Origin of the sequence: Aliiroseovarius marinus, assembly GCF_004360145.1 — a bacterium.
In the GTDB taxonomy this organism is placed as follows: domain Bacteria; phylum Pseudomonadota; class Alphaproteobacteria; order Rhodobacterales; family Rhodobacteraceae; genus Aliiroseovarius; species Aliiroseovarius marinus.
Window position 1 is genome coordinate 113,414 of record NZ_ML178713.1, and the last position, 18,683, is coordinate 132,096.

18 protein-coding genes and 1 pseudogene are annotated in these 18,683 nt (G+C 62.1%); 12 read left to right on the forward strand and 7 right to left on the reverse strand.

What is annotated here, in order from left to right:
• The first annotated feature begins 49 nt into the window (after positions 1-49).
• Together gshB and EOL43_RS03960 are read left to right on the forward strand one after the other, a co-directional pair.
• Positions 50-991, forward strand: a complete 942-nt coding sequence (gene gshB / locus EOL43_RS03955; RefSeq protein ID WP_133485780.1) for a glutathione synthase — start codon at positions 50-52, stop codon at positions 989-991.
• Positions 988-1,902 (forward strand): alpha/beta hydrolase, encoded by a 915-nt coding sequence (locus tag EOL43_RS03960; RefSeq protein WP_133485782.1) that lies wholly within the window; start codon positions 988-990, stop codon positions 1,900-1,902. The genes gshB and EOL43_RS03960 overlap by 4 nt, the downstream gene beginning before the upstream one ends.
• On the opposite strand, the gene EOL43_RS03965 is transcribed toward EOL43_RS03960, so the two are convergent.
• The 4 genes and pseudogenes from EOL43_RS03965 to cobU all read right to left on the reverse strand — a co-directional run bounded on the left by EOL43_RS03965 (position 1,890) and on the right by cobU (position 5,528).
• The gene (locus EOL43_RS03965; RefSeq protein ID WP_133485784.1) at positions 1,890-3,401 is read right to left on the reverse strand and encodes a YifB family Mg chelatase-like AAA ATPase; all 1,512 of its coding nucleotides are present in this window, start codon (positions 3,399-3,401) and stop codon (positions 1,890-1,892) included. The genes EOL43_RS03960 and EOL43_RS03965 overlap by 13 nt on opposite strands.
• 73 nt (positions 3,402-3,474) lie before the next feature.
• Positions 3,475-4,353 (reverse strand): annotated as a pseudogene (locus EOL43_RS03970) (glutathione S-transferase).
• 57 nt (positions 4,354-4,410) lie between these two features.
• Complete coding sequence (locus EOL43_RS03975; protein ID WP_133485786.1) at positions 4,411-4,995, reverse strand: histidine phosphatase family protein; 585 nt, start codon at positions 4,993-4,995, stop codon at positions 4,411-4,413.
• Positions 4,992-5,528, reverse strand: coding sequence for a bifunctional adenosylcobinamide kinase/adenosylcobinamide-phosphate guanylyltransferase (gene cobU / locus EOL43_RS03980; RefSeq protein WP_166636195.1), 537 nt, complete (start codon positions 5,526-5,528; stop codon positions 4,992-4,994). Before cobU ends, EOL43_RS03975 begins: the two co-directional genes overlap by 4 nt.
• An 88-nt stretch (positions 5,529-5,616) precedes the next feature.
• On the opposite strand from cobU, the gene EOL43_RS03985 reads away from it, so the two are divergent.
• The 4 genes from EOL43_RS03985 to EOL43_RS04000 all read left to right on the forward strand — a co-directional run bounded on the left by EOL43_RS03985 (position 5,617) and on the right by EOL43_RS04000 (position 9,159).
• Complete coding sequence (locus EOL43_RS03985) at positions 5,617-6,390, forward strand: ChaN family lipoprotein (protein WP_133485790.1); 774 nt, start codon at positions 5,617-5,619, stop codon at positions 6,388-6,390.
• 66 nt (positions 6,391-6,456) lie between these two features.
• Positions 6,457-7,662: a bifunctional phosphopantothenoylcysteine decarboxylase/phosphopantothenate--cysteine ligase CoaBC gene (coaBC, locus tag EOL43_RS03990; RefSeq protein WP_133485792.1), complete on the forward strand. Its 1,206-nt coding sequence runs from the start codon at positions 6,457-6,459 to the stop codon at positions 7,660-7,662.
• Positions 7,662-8,126 (forward strand): dUTP diphosphatase, encoded by a 465-nt coding sequence (gene dut, locus EOL43_RS03995; RefSeq protein WP_133485794.1) that lies wholly within the window; start codon positions 7,662-7,664, stop codon positions 8,124-8,126. The genes coaBC and dut overlap by 1 nt, the downstream gene beginning before the upstream one ends.
• A gap of 1 nt (position 8,127) precedes the next feature.
• On the forward strand, positions 8,128-9,159 hold the full coding sequence (locus tag EOL43_RS04000) for a HesA/MoeB/ThiF family protein (RefSeq protein WP_133485796.1): 1,032 nt from the start codon (positions 8,128-8,130) through the stop codon (positions 9,157-9,159).
• Between the two features lie 61 nt (positions 9,160-9,220).
• Here EOL43_RS04000 and EOL43_RS04005 read toward each other — a convergent pair whose 3' ends face one another.
• Entirely contained in the window at positions 9,221-9,604 is a 384-nt protein-coding gene (locus tag EOL43_RS04005) for a hypothetical protein (protein WP_133485798.1), read from the reverse strand.
• Between the two features lie 135 nt (positions 9,605-9,739).
• Between EOL43_RS04005 and EOL43_RS04010 the strand changes: the two genes are divergently transcribed.
• Positions 9,740-11,758 (forward strand): M3 family metallopeptidase, encoded by a 2,019-nt coding sequence (locus EOL43_RS04010; RefSeq protein WP_133485800.1) that lies wholly within the window; start codon positions 9,740-9,742, stop codon positions 11,756-11,758.
• Between the two features lie 10 nt (positions 11,759-11,768).
• Here the strand turns inward: EOL43_RS04010 and EOL43_RS04015 are convergent, their stop codons facing one another.
• Both EOL43_RS04015 and EOL43_RS04020 read right to left on the reverse strand, forming a co-directional pair.
• Positions 11,769-12,680 (reverse strand): cation diffusion facilitator family transporter, encoded by a 912-nt coding sequence (locus tag EOL43_RS04015; protein ID WP_133485802.1) that lies wholly within the window; start codon positions 12,678-12,680, stop codon positions 11,769-11,771.
• A 45-nt stretch (positions 12,681-12,725) separates the two neighbouring features.
• Positions 12,726-13,259, reverse strand: a complete 534-nt coding sequence (locus tag EOL43_RS04020; RefSeq protein ID WP_133485804.1) for an SH3 domain-containing protein — start codon at positions 13,257-13,259, stop codon at positions 12,726-12,728.
• 134 nt (positions 13,260-13,393) lie between these two features.
• Here EOL43_RS04020 and EOL43_RS04025 point away from each other — a divergent pair, with 134 nt between their 5' ends.
• From EOL43_RS04025 to EOL43_RS15490, 5 genes are all read left to right on the forward strand, one after another.
• A complete protein-coding gene (locus tag EOL43_RS04025; protein ID WP_133485806.1) occupies positions 13,394-14,380 on the forward strand; it encodes a 2-hydroxyacid dehydrogenase in 987 nt (328 codons plus the stop codon).
• A 6-nt stretch (positions 14,381-14,386) separates the two neighbouring features.
• Positions 14,387-14,920 carry a hypothetical protein gene (locus EOL43_RS04030; protein ID WP_133485808.1) on the forward strand — a complete coding sequence of 178 codons (534 nt, stop codon included), beginning with the start codon at positions 14,387-14,389 and terminating at the stop codon, positions 14,918-14,920.
• A gap of 1 nt (position 14,921) precedes the next feature.
• Entirely contained in the window at positions 14,922-15,578 is a 657-nt protein-coding gene (locus EOL43_RS04035) for a hypothetical protein (RefSeq protein ID WP_133485810.1), read from the forward strand.
• 109 nt (positions 15,579-15,687) lie between these two features.
• Positions 15,688-18,192, forward strand: a complete 2,505-nt coding sequence (locus EOL43_RS04040) for a GcvT family protein (protein ID WP_133485812.1) — start codon at positions 15,688-15,690, stop codon at positions 18,190-18,192.
• 122 nt (positions 18,193-18,314) lie between these two features.
• Complete coding sequence (locus EOL43_RS15490) at positions 18,315-18,680, forward strand: GFA family protein (protein WP_133485814.1); 366 nt, start codon at positions 18,315-18,317, stop codon at positions 18,678-18,680.
• Positions 18,681-18,683: the final 3 nt, after the last annotated feature.

An 18,683-nucleotide genomic window follows, 5' to 3' on the forward strand; every position in this document is an offset into this window, starting at 1 on the left:
GGGCGGCTCTGCCCCATTTATGGGGGACTGAATTCAGACGGAGCCCCCTATGTCGCTTAAAGTTGCCATCCAAATGGACCCGATCGACCATGTCGACATCAATGCCGACAGCTCGTTCCGAATTGCGGAAGAGGCGCAGGCGCGGGGGCACAGCCTGTTTTACTACACGCCTGACCAACTGTCGTACCGCGAAGGCCGCGTCATCGCCCGCGGTTGGCCGCTGACCGTTCGCCGTGAACAGGGCAATCACTTCACGCTGGGCGAACTTCAGGACATCGATCTGGCCGAGGTGGACGTGGTGTGGCTGCGCCAAGATCCGCCCTTCGACATGGGCTATATCACCACGACCCACATTCTGGACATGATCCACCCGGACACGCTGGTGGTGAACGACCCGTTCTGGGTGCGCAACTACCCTGAAAAGCTGTTGGTTCTGGAATTCCCCGACCTGACGCCCCCCACCATGATCGCCCGCGATTTCGAGACGCTGAAGTCGTTCAAACACGCGCATGGCGACATCATCCTGAAGCCGCTCTATGGCAATGGTGGCGCAGGGGTGTTTCGGCTGGATGAAAACGACCGCAACCTTGCCTCGCTGCACGAGCTGTTCGCCGGCATCAATCGCGAACCCCTGATCGCGCAAAAATTCCTGCCCGACGTCTCGAACGGTGACAAGCGTGTGATCCTTGTGGATGGCGAACCCGTCGGCGCGATCAACCGCGTGCCCGCAGCCGGCGAAACCCGCTCGAACATGCATGTCGGCGGACGGCCCGAGAAGATCGGCCTGACCGAACGCGACCTTGAGATCTGCGCTGCCATCGGCCCGCTTCTGCGCGAGAAAGGCCAGATATTTGTCGGTATCGACGTGATTGGCGACTATTTGACCGAGATCAACGTGACCTCGCCCACCGGCATTCAGGAGCTTGAACGGTTCGACGGCACAAACGTGGCCGAAAAGATCTGGCAGGCCATCGAAGCCCGCCGCGCATGAGCTGGCTGCGCCGCCCTCTGAACCTGTGGTTGCGCCTGACGGAACGTCCGGCGCTAACCCGCGCCACGCCCCATACGGTGCATCGCGTGCGCAGAAGGTTCGAGAGGGTGACGCGCCTGACGCTGCCTCCTCCGCGCGGTCTGCGGTATGATTGGCATGATCACATGACGCGCCCGGTGATGGAAATTGATCCGGGTGTGGCCAGCGATGCGCCGATCCTGTTGTACTTCCACGGTGGCGGTTATTTCTTTGGGTCACCCAGAACCGTGCGCAACATGGTTGGCCGCATCGCGCATGCGTCCAATGTTCGTGCGCTTTTGCCGGTCTATCGTCTGGCGCCGGAGCACCCATTTCCAGCCGCTCCAGAGGATGCGCTTGCCGCCTATTGCGACGTGATCGCTGCGCATCCCGATCGTCCCATCATTCTGGGCGGAGACAGCGCCGGGGGGGGGCTGGCGCTGGTGTTACTGTCGCAAATCGTAGCGATGGGGCTGCCAAAACCCGCGTTGACGGTCGCCTTGTCACCGCTGACGGACATGTCCACCAGCGGCGCGTCGATCAAAGACAACGATGCGACCGAAGTGGTTTTGCCTGCTGAACGGATGGACGATCTGGCCCGGTATTACCTTGACGGTGCTGATCCCCTCCACCCGCTCGCCAGCCCGCTGTTTGCCGAGTTTACCGGGGCGACGCCGGTCCTGATCACCGCCAGCCGGTCCGAGATTTTCTTGGATGACGCCCGCCGCATGGCGCAGGTGCTGGAAGATCACGGCGTGTCCGTCGATTTGCACGAGGCCGACGGCCTGCCGCATGTCTGGCAGATGTTTGCGGGAAGATTGCCCGAGGCCAATCACTCGGTGCGCCGCATCGCGGCGGCCATCGAGCAAGCCCTTGCAGATCACACAGTCTGACCGACCAGACGATACCCCAATGCCTCGGCCACATGGCTGCGCCCGACGCCGTCCGCCCCATCCAGATCTGCAATCGTCCGCGCCACGCGCAGCACACGATGATATCCGCGTGCAGACAGCCCGAAGCGATCTGCTGCCTTGTTCAAAATCTCGCGCCCTTCGTGATCGGGGGTGGCGACCTGCGTCAGAAGATCGCCTTCAATGTCACAGTTTGTCGTGACCTCGGGCTGATCCGCATAGCGCTCGGTTTGGCGGGCGCGGGCCTCGGCCACACGGGTGGCGATGGTTGCGGATGTCTCGCCTGTCGCTGGTAGATCGAGATCCTGAAAGCTGACCGGAGGCACTTCGAGCCGTAGGTCAAAGCGATCCAGCAATGGCCCCGAAATCTTGCCCATGTAATCCGCGCCGCAATTGGGCGCGCGGTTACAGGCGCGGGCCGCGTCGGTCAGGTATCCGCATTTACAGGGATTGGCCGCGGCCACCAGCAGGAAGCGACTGGGATAGCGCAGATGTGCATTGGCCCGTGCCACGGTCACGTCACCGGTTTCCAAGGGCTGGCGCAGGGTTTCCAGCGTCTGGCGGTTGAATTCGGGGAATTCATCCATGAACAGGACGCCGTTATGGGCCAGACTGATCTCGCCCGGTTTTGCGCCGCGCCCTCCGCCGACAATCGCGGCCATCGAGGCGGTGTGATGCGGCGCACGGAACGGACGGGTTTGCGAAATTCCGCCCGCATCCAGAAGGCCTGAGACCGAATGGATCATCGAGGTTTCCAATGCCTCGCGCGCGGACAAAGGCGGCAGGATGCCGGGTAAGCGCGCGGCCAGCATGGATTTTCCCGATCCCGGCGGGCCAACCATCAACAGGTGATGCCGTCCGGCGGCGGCGATCTCTAACGCTCGCTTGGCACGCTCTTGGCCTTTGACCTCGGCGAAGTCTTTCAAGGTGGCTTGCGTCGTGACCTGCCCTGCCGAGGCGGGCACAATGGGCGACTGCCCGGTGAAATGCTGCAACACGCCCGCAAGACTGTCGGCAGCCAGCACTTTGGTGGCGTCGATCCACGCGGCCTCGGCCCCGCAGGCTTTGGGGCAGATCAGGTCCAACTCGTGCTCGGCGGCGGCGAGGGCCGCGGGCAGGGCGCCCAGCACGGGGATCAGCGATCCATCCAGAGACAGCTCTCCGATCGCCAGTGTGTCCGCCAAGTCTTCGCGGGGAATCAACCCTGCCTCGGCCAGCAGGGCCAGCGCGATGGGCAGGTCGAAATGCGAGCCTTCCTTGGGCATATCGGCGGGCGACATGTTGATGGTGATTTTGCGCGGAGGCAGGGCGACCGACATAGACGCCAACGCCGCGCGCACCCGTTCGCGCGCTTCCGAGACCGCTTTGTCCGGCAAGCCCACGATGGCAAAGCTGGGCAATCCGGGCGAGAGGGCGCATTCGACCTCGACAATCTTGGCGTCGATGCCTTCGAACGCCACCGTGCTGATGCGTGCGACCATTGTTACCCTGCGATCCAACCTGCCCCGTTTCAGGCAGGCTAGACCGGCATGGTTAGCAAAGGGTTAACGCGCCTTAACCCTTCTGCGCCACCATGTTCATGAAAGCGGGCCACGCTTCTGGGTCGTTTACCGTCTTGTCGCGGCAGCCGGGATTGCAGAAGCCCCAGACCTGTCCGTTCAGCGACAGGAAATCGGTGACCGGATCGCCCGAATACGGGCAGGTATCGTTGATCGACGGGCCGTCGCAGGCGTGGGCCGCCAAGGGGGCGGGGCCGGGCCAGTCCGACAGGGGTACCCCGTCGATATAGGGCACCGGATCATAGGATTTCAGAAGCCCAACCGCGCGCCAGCGGCGGAAAGCAGGATCGGCCAAATGCGCGGCGACATAGGCTTGTGCTTCCGCGCTGACCGGCAGGCCGAACCCGGCGATCCGTGCGGCCACGGGGGCATAAAACACATCTGCCAGCGAGTAATCTCCAAACAGCCACGGGCTGTCGTCACGGCCGAATTTCGCGCGGGCGATGGTCCAAAGGTCTTCGATGCGGGCGAGGTCGGCCAGAACCTCGGCGGCGGGGTCAAACCCGTCGACCACACCCAAAAGCTGCATCGGGCAATCCTCGCGCAGAGCGCCAAAGCCCGAGTGCATCTCGGCCACCAGCCAACGGGCCAGCGCACGGGCGGCGGGGTCTTCGGGCCAAAGGCCTGCATCGGGGTGGGCCTCGGCCAAGGTCTCGGCCATGGCCAGCGTGTCGCCCACCGGGATGCCCTCGGGTGTTTTCATCACGGGCACAAAGCGTGCCGGGGCCAAATCGGCCAAATCTTCTTTCAATGTGCCGGTGTACAGCCCGGCCAAATGGGCGCGTTACGGGATGTTGAACGCTTCGAACATCAGCCAGCCGCGCAGCGACCAGCTCGAGAATGTGCGGTCGCCAATGTAAAGGTTATAGGTCATGCAATGAGCCTAGCGCAGGATGTGGCGCGATCAATTTCCAATTTGTGACGGGCCTGTTCACGGCAGGTGATTGATTGCCTCGACCGACCACGCGGCCCCGTCCCAGTGCAACTGTGTAACCGACAGGTTGTCGATCTTGTGGCCAAGTGCGTCATAGGCGCTCATGCCGCCTGCGCGTGCGATTTGGGTCAGGATCACGCCAAAATGGGCCACTGCGATGATGTGCCGGTGGCCTGCGGCATTCAGCCCGTCCACCACGCCCGACACGCGTGCGGCCAGTTGGTTCCAACTTTCGCCCCCCGGCGCGACGTGATCCCCGGGCGTTTCCCAGAACGCGCGTGACAGCTCTGGATCGCGGGCCGAGACCTCTTGCCAGCCCAGCCCGTCCCAATCGCCAAAGTGAAATTCACGTAGGTCGGGGTGATGGGGCAGGCGGGGCCGTTCACCCCCGATGGCGTCTGCCGTGGCCGAGGCGCGGATCAGGTCGGACGAAATCACCGCCGCCTCATCCGGTAGGTGGTTCGACAAACGCGCCAAGGCGTCCGTGTCCGACAGGTCCGCAGGCAGATCTCGCCAACCCACCATGTTCTTGGCATGGGTCGGGCCGTGACGCACCCACCACCACGTGACAGGCGTGGTCATGGCGCACCCTCGGGCAGGGTGCCTTTCAGCGCCAAGGGCAGACCGGCCATCACCGTGACCACCAGATCGGCACGCCCAGCGATGCGTTGGTTCAACTCGCCCTGCGCCTGTCGGAACCGCCGCGCCAAGGCGTTTTCTGGCACGATCCCTGCGCCGACCTCGTTCGAGACGACGACCACAGGGGCCGCGCAGTTCTCCATCGCTTTGAACAGAGTCGTTTCCGCTGCGCCCAGATCGGTTTCCGCGAACAACTGGTTCGACAACCACATGGTCGCGCAATCGAACAGAACCACTTCGGTCGCATGCGCACAGTCCAGCGCGACGGACGCTTCCAAGGGTGTCTCGATCGTGCGCCAACCATCACCGCGCCGCGCTTGGTGGCGGGCGATCTTGTCGTCCATCTCGGCGTCAAAGGACTGCGCGGTGGCGATGTATAACATCGGACGCGTGGTGGCGGTGACCAACCGCTCGGCATAGTCGGACTTGCCGGATGCCGCGCCGCCCAGCACGAGGGTCAAAGGGGGAAGTGTCATGCTCATCCATCTGACGTGGCATTGCGACACAGGGTGCGTCAAGGCGAAAGCGCTTGAGGGTGGCGGGACTGCACCCTAGCCTGACTGCATGAAACAGTTTCTGATTGCCCTGACCCTGTTTGCCACGTCCGCCTTGGCGCAAACCGCTGATGACTTGGCGCGCCTAAGGGCGACGGATGTCGTCATTCTGGGCGAGGTGCATGACAATCCGACCCATCACGACATGCAGGCACAGATCGTGCAGGACGTGGCCCCCGCCGCGCTTGTGATCGAGATGTTGGGGCAGGAGGACGCCGACGCCTTGACCGCAGATCCCGCCGCGTTCGCAGAGCGCTGGGCAGACACCGGTTGGCCGGATTTCCAGATGTATCTGCCGATTTTTCAGGCGCATGAGGGCCCAATCATCGGCGCCGCTGTCCCTCGCGAGATGGCACGCGCGACCTATGCTGATGGGGTTGAGGCGCATTTTCAGGGGGATGCGGTGGCCTATGGATTGACCGACGCACTGCCTGAGGATCAGCAGGCGCAACGGATCGAACTGCAGTTTCAGGCCCATTGCGAGGCGATGCCGCGCGAGATGATGGGTGGGATGATTGAGGTGCAGCGTCTGCGCGATGCGACGCTGGCCGCCGGTGTGGTGCAGGCGATGGCGGATACCGGCGGACCCGTGGCGGTCATCACCGGAAACGGTCACGCGCGCAAGGATTGGGGCGTGCCGTCCTATCTGGCGCGTGTTGCGCCAGAATTGCGCGTGATTTCGGTCGGGCAGAGCGAAGATGGCGTGCCGCCCGAGGGTGGGTTTGACATCGTTCTGGATGCGCCTGCACCGGATCGCCCTGACCCGTGTGCGCAGTTCAAATAGAAGCTCCCCATTGAAAGGCAGGCTGCGGTCCCGTAACTGTTTGATTGTACTTCAAAGGGGATCCCCATGCTGGCTGGCAAACACATCCTTCTGATCATCGGCGGCGGTATCGCGGCCTTCAAATCCTTGGACCTGATCCGGCGTCTACGTGAACGCGGGGCCGAGGTCACGCCCGTGATCACCAAAGCCGGGCAGGAATTCGTGACACCTCTGTCCGCGTCGGGGCTGGCGGCGAACAAGGTCTATACCGATCTGTTTGACCTGACGGACGAGGCCGAGATGGGCCATATCGAACTGTCCCGTGCTGCCGACTTGGTGGTCGTCGCGCCGGCCACGGCGGACCTGTTGGGCAAGATGGCGGGGGGGCTGGCGAATGATCTGGCCTCGACCCTGCTCATGGCGACAGACAAGCGCGTGCTGGTCGCGCCGGCGATGAACGTGCGCATGTGGGAGCATCCGGCCTGTCAGCGCAATGTTGAGACTTTGAAAGGCGATGGCGTGTTGTTCGTCGGTCCGAATGAAGGCGCGATGGCCTGCGGCGAGTTCGGTCCGGGTCGCATGTCCGAGCCGCTCGAGATCGTGTCGGCCGTCGAAGAGGCGCTGATGGATGGGCCTTTGAAGGGCAAGCACGTGCTTGTGACCTCGGGCCCGACGCATGAACCGATCGACCCGGTGCGCTATATCGCCAACCGCTCGTCCGGGGCGCAGGGCACCGCGCTGGGCCGCGCTTTGGCCGCACTTGGGGCGGATGTGACTTTTGTCACGGGCCCCGCAGATGTGCCGCCGCCCGAGGGGGTAAAGGTGGTGAAGGTGCAATCGGCGCAAGAGATGTTGAAGGCTGTGAAAAAGGCGCTGCCCGCCGATGCTGCAGTGTTTGCGGCCGCCGTGGCGGACTGGCGCGTGGCGTCGGCTTCGGACAGCAAGATCAAGAAGGACGGCAAGGGCAGTCTGCCGGTTCTGAAGTTCGCCGAGAACCCGGACATCCTTGCGACCGTCAGTCAGATGAAGAAAGGCCGCCCGCCGTTGGTCGTGGGGTTTGCGGCAGAGACGGACGACGTGATGGCCAACGCCACGTCCAAGCGTGAACGCAAGGGCTGTGACTGGATCGTCGCCAATGATGTCAGCCCGGAAACCGGGATTATGGGTGGGTCTGAGAATGCCGTGACGCTGATCTCTGAGGGTGGCGTCGATGTTTGGCCGCGCATGGGTAAGGACGGCGTCGCCCGTCAGCTGGCCGCGCGGATTGCGGATGCTCTGAAAGGGAATGGCTGATGCCTCAGATCAAGGTTACGCGCGACAAGGACAGCGACGCATCTGTTGCATTGCCGTCTTACGAAACAGCGGGCGCGGCAGGCGCGGATTTGCGGGCCAACCTGCCTGCCGAAGATCGCGCGACCGGCTGGACCCTTGCCCCGATGGAGCGGCGGATTGTGCCGACCGGATTGCGTGTTGAGATCCCAGATGGGTTTGAAATGCAGATCCGTCCGCGGTCCGGCTTGGCGGCCAAGCATGGTGTGACGCTCGCCAATGCGCCGGGGACAATCGACAGTGACTATCGCGGGCCGCTTGGGGTGATCTTGATCAATCTGGGCGCCGAGCCGTTCACCGTCGGACACGGCGAGCGCATCGCGCAGGCGGTGATCGCCCCCGTGGTGCAGGCGGAGTACGTTCAGGTGGACGCGCTGGGTGATACCTCGCGCGGGGCTGGTGGGTTCGGGTCAACGGGGCGCGGTTAAGATGGCGTGGGTCCTTCTGACATTGGCACTGATCTGGTTGGGCGGCGCGTATATGCGGTTCACCAAGCCGCAGCGCTGGTATCTGACGGGGCTTGTGGCAGTGGTCGTTTTGCTGAGCTTCGCGGTTCTGCCTGCTGGCAATCCCATCGCCGCCGGTTTGGGCGGCAACTTCACCATCTGGGCGGTGTTCTTTGCGATGATCGGTCTGATTGCGCTGTATGGGCGTGGGTTAGCTTGGCTGAAATCCCGCGTGCCAGAGGCGCCGGCGGCAGACACGGATGACGGCCCTTTCACGGATACTGAGCTGGATCGCTACGCCCGCCACATCGTCCTGCGCGAGATCGGAGGGCCGGGGCAGGTGGCGCTGAAAGAGGCGCGCGTGCTGGTCATCGGCGCTGGGGGGCTGGGTTCGCCCGTGCTGCTGTATCTGGCGGCGGCCGGGGTTGGCACCATTGGCGTGATTGACGATGACGTGGTCGACAATTCGAACCTGCAGCGGCAGGTAATCCACCGTGACGCCGACATTGGCGTGCCCAAGGTCTTTTCAGCCGAAGCCGCCATGAAGGCGCAAAATCCCGCCATCGAGGTACGCCCGTATAATCGCCGCCTGACGGAGGATATCGCCGAGGATTTGCTGGCCGACTATGACCTGATCCTCGAAGGCTCGGACAATTTCGAGACGCGCTATCTGGTCAACCGCGTCGCCGCCAAGCTGGGCAAACCCGTCATCGGCGGCGCGCTTAGCCAGTGGGAGGGGCAAGTCTCGACCTTCGATCCCGCGCGCGGCGCGCCATGCTATCAATGCATCTTCCCCGAGGCCCCGGCCCCCGGTCTGGCGCCGTCCTGTTCAGAAGCCGGCGTCGTCGGTCCGCTGCCCGCCATTATCGGCGGCATCATGGCGACGGAAGCGGTGAAAGAGATCACCGGCGCGGGCGAGGGGCTGCGCGGCCGGATGATGATCTATGACGCCATGTATGCCGAGACGCGGGTGATCAAGACCAGGCGGCGCGAGGGGTGTGAGACGTGTGGGTGAGCGAGCAGGACCGCGACGAGCGGCCCAGATGGTCGCCCGCCCTTAGTGAAACCAAGCCAGCCTATAGGAAAGAGCTCAGATCTTCTTCTGTTTCTTCGGAAAGACGACCGCGTTCCGTGAAAATGGCTACAGCATGCTCGGCAAACTTGGACAAGTTGACCCATTCTCTGGAGCGTTTTAACCATGCAACGTCCTGAGTGTCCTCGTGAACAGTATTGGCTGCAAGGTCGACAAGTTTCAGGAACTCTAAAACAGCGTTTCGTTCTCTTGCGCTGAATACATATGGCGCGTCATCATAGTCTAAAGGAAGTAGGTCATCCGTAAGGTTGATGATTTCAAATGCACCAAATCGCGCAATCGCATCGACTGACGCCACTACTTCGAACAACTCGATTACTCGGTTGCGAAGCCGTTGATAGAGCAATTGCTGGGTTATTTCTTCCATAGAGATTCTTGTAGTTTAGATCGGGCCAGCGCCTCAAGATATGTCTTGGGAAATCGGGTGCTTCACATTGAAAGACATCTTACTCTCTTCCATTCCCCATCCTCTCCCCCTAGCTTTCCCTCAAAGGAGATCCCCATGAACAACCCACTTTTGTCCGCTTGGGACACGCCCTTTGAGCTGCCGCCGTTTGATCTGATCACCGACGCCGACTTCGAACCGGCCTTTCATGCCGCGTTGGACGACACCCGCACGGCGATTGCGGCGATCACGGACAACAAAGACGCGCCGACATTTGCCAACACGATCGAGGCGCTGGAGCTTGCAGACGCGCCACTCGACCGGGTTCTTGGGGTGTTTTACAACGTGGCCGGGGCCGACAGCAGCCCTGCGCGGGAAGAGTTGCAGCGGACGTTCTCGCCCTTGCTTGCAGCGTTTTCGTCCGAGGTAACGATGAATGCGGATCTGTTCCAGCGGATCGAGACGCTGTGGCAGTCCCGTGACACGCTGGATCTGAGTGATGAACAAGCCCGCGTGCTGATGCTGACTCGCCGTCGCTTCGTGCGGTCTGGTGCTCTGCTGGAAGGCGCGGATCGGGATCGGTTGAAAGAGGTTCTTGAACGGCTTGCAACGCTGGGGACTGAATTCACCCAGAACCTTCTGGCGGATGAGCGTAGCTGGTTCATGCCCTTGGGTGAAGGTGACTTGGAGGGGCTGCCCGATTTCGTGCTCGACGCCGCCCGCGCCGCTGGTGCGGAAAAGGGCGTGGATGGACCTGCTGTCACGCTCTCGCGTTCGGTCATCACGCCGTTTTTGCAGCACTCGACCCGCCGCGATCTGCGTCAGAAAGCGTACGAGGCCTACACCGCGCGTGGGGCCAATGGCGGCGACACGGATAACCGCGCGATTGCCGCCGAGACGCTGAAACTGCGTGAAGAACGGGCGCGGCTGTTGGGCTATGACAGCTTCGCCGCCTTCAAGCTGGAAACCGAGATGGCGGGCACGCCTGACCGGGTGCGCGAACTGCTGATGCAGGTCTGGGAACCGGCGCGGGATGCGGCCAACAAAGACGCCACCCGCATGACCGAAATGCTGCACGCAGACGGCCACAATGGTGATTTGGAGCCGTGGGATTGGCACTTCTATGCGGAACGCCGGCGCGAGGCCGAGCATGATCTGGACGAGGCCGAGATTAAGCCGTTCCTGCAGCTCGACCGCATGATTGAGGCGTCGTTTGACACTGCGAACCGCCTGTTCGGGCTGGAATTCGCGCCCTTGGACGTGACGCTCTACCACCCCGACGCCCGCGCGTGGGAGGTGACCCGAAATGGCCAGCACATCGCGGTGTTCGTGGGAGACTATTTTGCCCGTGGCTCGAAGCGCTCGGGTGCGTGGTGCTCGGCAATGCGCAGCCAGCAGAAACTGGCGGGCGACATCCGTCCCATTGTGGTCAACGTGTGCAACTTCGCCAAGCCCGAAGACGGACAGCCCGGTCTTCTGTCGTGGGACGACGCGCGCACGCTGTTTCACGAGTTCGGCCACGCGCTGCACCAGATGCTGTCTGACGTGACTTATCCGTCGATCTCGGGCACGTCCGTGGCCCGCGATTTCGTCGAACTGCCCAGCCAGCTTTACGAACACTGGCTGGAGGTGCCCGAGGTGTTGGGCAAGTTTGCCACCCACGCCAAGACCGGCGAGGCGATGCCGAAGGCGCTGCTGGATAAACTGCTGGCAGCATCGACCCATGATACCGGGTTCCAAACGGTTGAATTCCTGTCCTCGGCAATTGTCGATCTGGACTTCCATGATAGCAAAGCCCCGGCTGATCCAATGGAGGCGCAGGCGGCGACGCTGGACCGTATCGGCATGCCTGCGGCCATCCGCATGCGCCACGCCACGCCGCATTTCGCGCATGTGTTTGCGGGCGACGGATATTCGTCGGGCTATTACAGCTATATGTGGTCCGAGGTGATGGATGCTGACGCCTTTGACGCGTTCACAGAAACGGGCAATGCGTTCGATCCGGCTATGGCCGCGAAACTGGAAGAGCACATTCTGTCGAAAGGCGGATCAGTGGATGCCGCAGACCTATACACCGCCTTCCGGGGCCGTTTGCCCGGGGTCGAGCCGCTTCTGAAAGGGCGCGGGTTGGCGTAGAGTCCTGACCTTAAACCTTCTGGGGGTCGTCTGGATGTGTTTCGACCCCCACAGGATCCTTGTGGATCAGCACATCCGTATTCGGGTAAGCGCGCAGAATGGCGCGTCGGAGGCTGGCGCCGATCGCGTGCGCCTCGTCCAGCGTTTGTGCGCCGTCCAGCTCGATATGCAGGTTGATAAAGGTGATCGAGCCTGACCGGCGGGTTTTCAGATCGTGAAATCCGTGGATGCCGGGATGGTCGCGGGCAATCGCCTCGACCCCTTCGATCACGGCGGGATCGGCGGCGCGGTCCATCAAGGCGTCCCACGCGGTTTTGAAGATGCGCAACGCACCCACGGCCAGCATGATCGCGGCGCCGATGGCGACAATGCTGTCGATTTGCTCCATCCCGAACCACGCAGCCGCCCACAGCGACAGGATCGCGCCGATATTGGGAATAAGGTCGCCCAGATAGTGCAGGCTGTCGGCTTTCACCACCGCTGACCCGGTGCGCGTGGCCACATGGCGCTGCCACAGGACCAAGACCAGCGTCAGCACGATCGAGACGACCATGACGAAGATGCCGCTTTCATGGGCCATGATCGGGGCCGGTTCCCCTGACAACAGGCGCGCCACAGCAGCCCACGCGATGATCCCGGCGGACACCAGAATGAACAGGCTTTGTCCTAACGCGGCCAGATCCTCGGCCGAGGAATGGCCAAAGGCGTGATCCTCGTCCGCGGGACGTGACGCGTACCAGATCGCGGCAAGCGCCCCCAGCGACACCATCAGATCCATTGCACTGTCTGCCAGCGATGCGGCCACGGACAGCGCCTGAGTTTCGCCAAGCGCCCATAGCTTCAACGCCACAAGCGTGACAGCGACAAGCGCAGAAGCGGCACCCGCCGAGAGGTTCAGTTTGGTGTCGTCAGGTTTATTCATATGTCTGGGCTAGCCCACGCGGGCGAGGGGCGCAAGTTGCGTGCGCTACTTGATCTCTTCATCGGGGCCAACGCCCCAGATCGTATCTTTGGTGGTCCAACCGCGAATCCCATCTGCTTTCAGCCGGCACCAGACCGGTCCGCAGTTTTCGATCCGCGCGATTACGCCCGCCTCGAGATAGGCGTTGATCTGGCTGTCAGGGTCCGCGCGGCTGTAGAGTGGCGTCAGGTCTTGATCGACAATTGCGGTACGTGCGCCGGACAAAAGCGAGTAGTGGACCCAACCGCCAACACCATCGCGATCCTGCACTTGGCGCCAATGTTCGAACTCTCCGATGACGCGCAGGGGCATGCCGCGTTGCGTGAACACCCAGTCGATGCGATGGCGCAGCGACGGACCGCGGCGCACGTTGCCTTCTGACCCTTTCAGGGACACGAAGCGGGGAATCGGCAGGTTGGTGACCGCGCCGCGCTTCACTTGAGGCTCGGCGGCTGGATCAGTCTGCGCATAAGTGATCTGCGCGGCCAGAATAGCAGCGCATATGGATGCCGCAAAACGGATGCCAAATCGAAAACTCACACTGATCTCCTGCTGCCCAACACCGCCCGCGCAATTTTATTTCGTCTGCGATCCGGAGAGAGCTTGTACCTTGCCTCGTTCCTTGTCACTTTGTCAGGGACACGCGCAAAAGAAAAGCCGTAGGGAGGGCTGGCATGAGTGCTGAACGTCTAAGTGTTGTTGTGACGCGACGGTTGCCCGAGGTTGTTGAGACCCGGATGATGGAACTGTTCGATGTCGAGCTTCGCGACAATGACAAACCGATGAGCCAGGCCGAACTTGCCGACGCGATGAAGCGTTGCGATGTGCTGGTGCCGACGATCAACGACCGGATTGACGCCAATATGCTGGCCGGTGCGGGCGAACGCCTGCGTCTGATCGCCAACTATGGCGCGGGTGTGGACCATATCGACGTGGGCTCGGCCCGTCAGCGCGGCATTCTGGTGTCGAATACGCCGGGGGTCTCGGCTGATGACACCGCAGATATGGCCATCGCACTGATTCTTGCTGTGACCCGTCGCTTCCCGGAAGGCATCCGCATGATGGCATCCGGCGAATGGGAGGGCTGGTCGCCCACCGCCATGCTGGGCCGCCGCATTCAGGGGCGCCGCGTGGGCATTCTGGGCATGGGCCGCATTGGTCAGGCCGTCGCCGCCCGTGCCCGCGCCTTTGGCATGCAGGTGCATTACCACAACCGCAAACGTCTGCATCCGCAGATCGAAGAACAGTACGAGGCGACCTATTGGGAAAGCCTTGACCAGATGGTCGCGCGCATGGACGTGATTTCCATCAATTGCCCGCACACGCCGTCGACCTTCCACCTGATGAACGCACGTCGCTTGAAGCTGCTGAAGCCCGATGCGGTGATCGTGAACACCTCGCGCGGGGAAGTGATCGACGAAAACGCGCTGACCCGCATGCTACGCGCGGGCGAGATCGCGGGCGCCGGTCTGGACGTGTACGAACACGGGAACGAGATCAATCCCCGTCTGCGCGATCTGCCCAACGTGGTGGCGCTGCCGCATATGGGCTCGGCCACGGTCGAAGGGCGCATCGAGATGGGCGAGAAGGTTCTGATCAACATCAAGACCTTTGCCGACGGCCACCGTCCGCCCGATCAGGTCGTACCCGGAATGCTGTAATCTGCCATGCGCCGCCTGCTGGCCCTTCCCGTGATGGTAGGCTTCGCCTGCGTGCTGGCCGGGGTCTATGGCATCGTGCACAACCAGATCAGTTTCACGATCGGGCCAGACTATTTCTATGCGCTGAAGTTCCCTCAATTCCGCATCCCCGAGCTTTTGCAAAGCCGGGTGGGGGCTGCCTATGTCGGTTGGCAGGCCAGCTGGTGGATGGGGCTGGTGATCGGTATTCCAATTGCAGTCATGTCGCTGGGGATCCCGTCGCCCGCACAGGCGCGCCGCGTCTTTTTGCGCGCGGCACTACTGGTTGTTGCAATCACACTTGCGCTGGGTTTGGTCAGCTTGGCGTTTGAGCCGCCGATGGACCATATCCCGGTGCCCGCCGCGGCCAAGGATCCCATCGGATACGGGCGGGCGGCGATGCTGCATGATACATCTTATCTGGCGGGATTGATCGGGTTGGTGGTCGGGCTGATCTATGTGGGGGCGCAGGTGCGCGCGGAACGCCGGAAGGCCTTGAAGCCCCGATCCGAGGGGCAATAGCATGCTGAAACATGCCGCTCTTGTTGCGCTGATCTGCTTGGCCGGCTGTTCACGTCCGCTGTCCGAGAACGAGGTCCAGATGTCGCAGACCCTGTTCGGAGACACTCTGGACACCAGCAAGGTCCGCGTGCGGGCTGGGATCGGCCTCTTGCCCCTGCCAAGGCCAAAGCCGATTGCCGAAGACGCACCAAAAACCGCGCCCCGCGACATTCCAAAAACCGTGTGTGACCGCGTGCCCCAGCCGGACCGGGAATGGGAGTTTCCGCCGGGCTTCGCCTTGTGGAATCACATCTATCTGAAACGCGCGCTTTATCGCGACGATATGTTCGCGGGCTGGCCCAAAAGCCTGCCCATGCCCCACGCGCTTCTGATGGCACACGAGCTGGTACATGTCTGGCAATGGCAGAACCGCGCCCGCACGGGCTATACGCCCTCGAAATCAGGCGCTGAAAGCTTTCAGCCCGGCGATCCCTATTACTGGCCGGGCCGCGAGGCGGGCGCTTTTCTGTCCTACAACTTCGAAGCGCAAGCCGCCTTGGTCGAAGACTATATGTGCATGACGCTGTTCGTTCCCGACCATCCCCGCCGCAAAGAGCTTGAGGCGCTGATCACGCCTGTGATCCCCGTCGACCAGTTGTCTGACGCTCTGGGGCGCTGAATCCGCCACCTATGTCGTTTTCATTCTGTGTAAGGTCGGGCAGGTTCGGACCTGACCGCTGCCTTTCGGCATCTATGATGCAACAGATTTTTCCCAAGGGAGTCGCCCCATGAAAACCAATGTAAAAGCGCTTGTCGTCGGCGGTGGTGCCGTCGGTACGTCGATCGCCTATCACCTGGCCAAAGCTGGCTGGGATGATGTGATGCTGATCGAGCGTGACGAGCTGACCTCGGGCTCGACCTGGCACGCTGCCGGTCTGCTGCCGCTGTTCAACATGTCCTATGCGACGACCCACATCCACGACTACTCGGTCAAGTTCTACAAGACGCTGGAAGAAGAGACCGGCCTGAATGCGGGCTTCGCCGTTGTGGGCAACCTGCGTATGGCTCAAACCGACGAGCGTATGGATGAATACCAGCTCTATGCCTCGACCGCGGATACCGTTGGCATCAACTACGAATTCCTGACGCCGGATCAGATCAAAGAGCGCTGGCCGCTGATCGAGACCTCGGACCTGAAGGGCGCTCTGTATCACACCGAAGATGGGTACATTAACCCGGCAGACGTGACGCAGGCGATGGCCAAAGGCGCCCGTCAGCGCGGCGTGGAAATCGTGCGCAAGCTGCAAGCCGACGCGTTCAACTGGACCGGCACCCACTGGGAAGTGACCTGCACCAAGATGGTCGAAAAGGGCGGCAACCTGATCGAGTCGGACGAGCAGGTCGTCATCACCGCCGAGCACGTCGTGACCGCCTCGGGTAACCACGCACAGCGCACCGCCAAGATGCTGGGCATCAAAATGCCCGCCATCCCGGTCGAGCACACCTTCATCGTCATGGACAAAGATCCCGAGCTGGTGAAATGGCGCGAAGCTGGCAACCCCGAGCACCCCGTTGTGCGCGACGCCGACAACGAATCCTATGCCCGTGAAGAACGCGGCGGCTGGATCCTTGGTATTTACGAACGCGGCGCACCCGCCCGCTTTGAGCATGGCGTGCCAGACAGCTTCCGCGCCGACCTGTTCCCGCTGGATCTGGACCGCATCGCGGATCAGTACATGGCAATGGCCGAGCGCGTGCCGTCCTGTGCTGAATCGGGTCTGAAAGACGACTTCAACGGCCCGATCTGCTACACCCCCGACGGCAACCCGCTGGTGGGTCCGGCACCGGGTCTGCGCAACATGTGGCTGGCGGAAGGTTTCAGCTTCGGGATCACCGCTGCTGGCGGCACCGGCTATTATCTGGCTCAGATGATGGTCGATGGCGAAGCCGAGATCGACATGGCGTCGCTTGACCCCAAGCGTTACTCGTCGAACTGGATGACCACCGAGTTCGCAGCGCGCAAGAACGAAGAATGCTACGAGCACGTCTACATCCTGCACCACCCGGATGAAGAACGCCCGGCATGTCGCCCTCTGCGTACCTCGCCCGCCTATGACCGCCAGAAAGAAAAAGGCGCTCAGTTTGGTTGGGTGAACGGTTGGGAACGTCCGAACTATTACGGCCCCATCGACGCGCCTTCGAACTTCGATGAAGAAGCACGTTCGTTCCGCCGTGGCGGCTGGTGGCAATATGCCGTGGACGAGGCGAAAGCTGTGCGTGAAGGCGTTGGCCTGATCGACGCAACCGCGTTCACCAAGCACGTCGTCAAAGGCCCCGGCGCGACCGCGTTCCTGGACTGGTTCACCTGTAACAAGCTGCCGCGCGTCGGCCGGATCAACCTGACCTACGCTCTGACCTCGGCAGGTACCACCCGCACCGAGTACACCATCGTCCGCAATGGCGAGAACAACTACTACCTCGTCTCGGCCGGTGCATGGACCGAGTATGACGCCGACTTCTTGCGTAAGGCGGCCGAGGACAAGATGGACGAGTTCGGCTATATCGAGATCCAGGACGTGACCACCCAGTGGGGCGTTTTCGCCATCGCCGGTCCGAAGTCGCGTGATGTTCTGAAAGAGATCATCGTCGATGCCGATCCGGAAAACGCGCTGACCAATAAGGCGTTCCCGTGGCTGTCGGCCAAGCAGATCGAACTGGGCATGTGCCCGGTGAATGCGATCCGTGTGGCCTATACCGGCGAGTTGGGTTGGGAACTTCACCACCCGATCGAGATGCAGAACTATCTGTGGGATCTGCTGGTCAATGCTGGCGAAAAGCACGGCATGAAGCTGGTCGGCGCCCGCGCCCAGAACTGGCTGCGTCAGGAGAAATCCTACCGCGCCTTCGGGACCGAGCTGGGCCGCGACGCGACCCCGGCCGAAGCCGACCTGCCGCGCTTTATCGATCTGGAGAAGGACTTCCACGGCAAAGAGGCCATGGTGGCCACCGGCGTGCGCGTGAAGTGCTGCACCCTTCTGATCGACGGGCCGGACGATGCGGATCCGTGGGGCCGCGAGGCGCTGTTCCTGGATGGCAAGAAAGTGGGTCGTCTGACCTCGGGCGGCTATTCGGTCGCGTTCGAGAAGTCGATCGGCATGGGCTATCTGCCGCCGGAACTGGCGGTGCCGGGCCAGAAGCTAAAGGTCAAGATCATGGGCGCGCTTTACGACGCCGAGGTCACGGTCGACAGCCCCTATGACCCGAAAAACGAAACGATCCGCGTCAACGGCTGATCGGTTCAAGATTGACGGAAACGGCCCCCAAGCGGGGCCGTTTTTGTTTGCACTGTTGACGGAATGTTTTCTTTTTGTTCTTGTGGGTTCAAGTGCCCAAGTTACGTGCGCAGGAGATAGCCATGGCAGAGAAGATCAACGGGTCGTGTCACTGCGGGGCCGTGACGTTCGAGGTCAGCGCGCCGAAGTTTGTGGTGTCCTGCAACTGTTCCATGTGCCGCCGCTATGGCGCGCTTTGGGCGCATTGCCCGCCCAATAAGGGCGCAATCCTGTCGGGGCAGGACCACACGAAAACCTACAGCTGGGGCGATCACATGATCGACTTCCACGCCTGCAAGACGTGTGGCTGCATCACCCATTGGGGGCCGGGGAAAAATGCGGATCAGGATCGGTTCGCGGTGAACCTGCGCATGGCGCCGCTTGAGGTCATGAACGCGTTGACTGTCCGCCATTTTGACGGGGCGGACAGTTGGGAGTTCTTGGACTAAGCC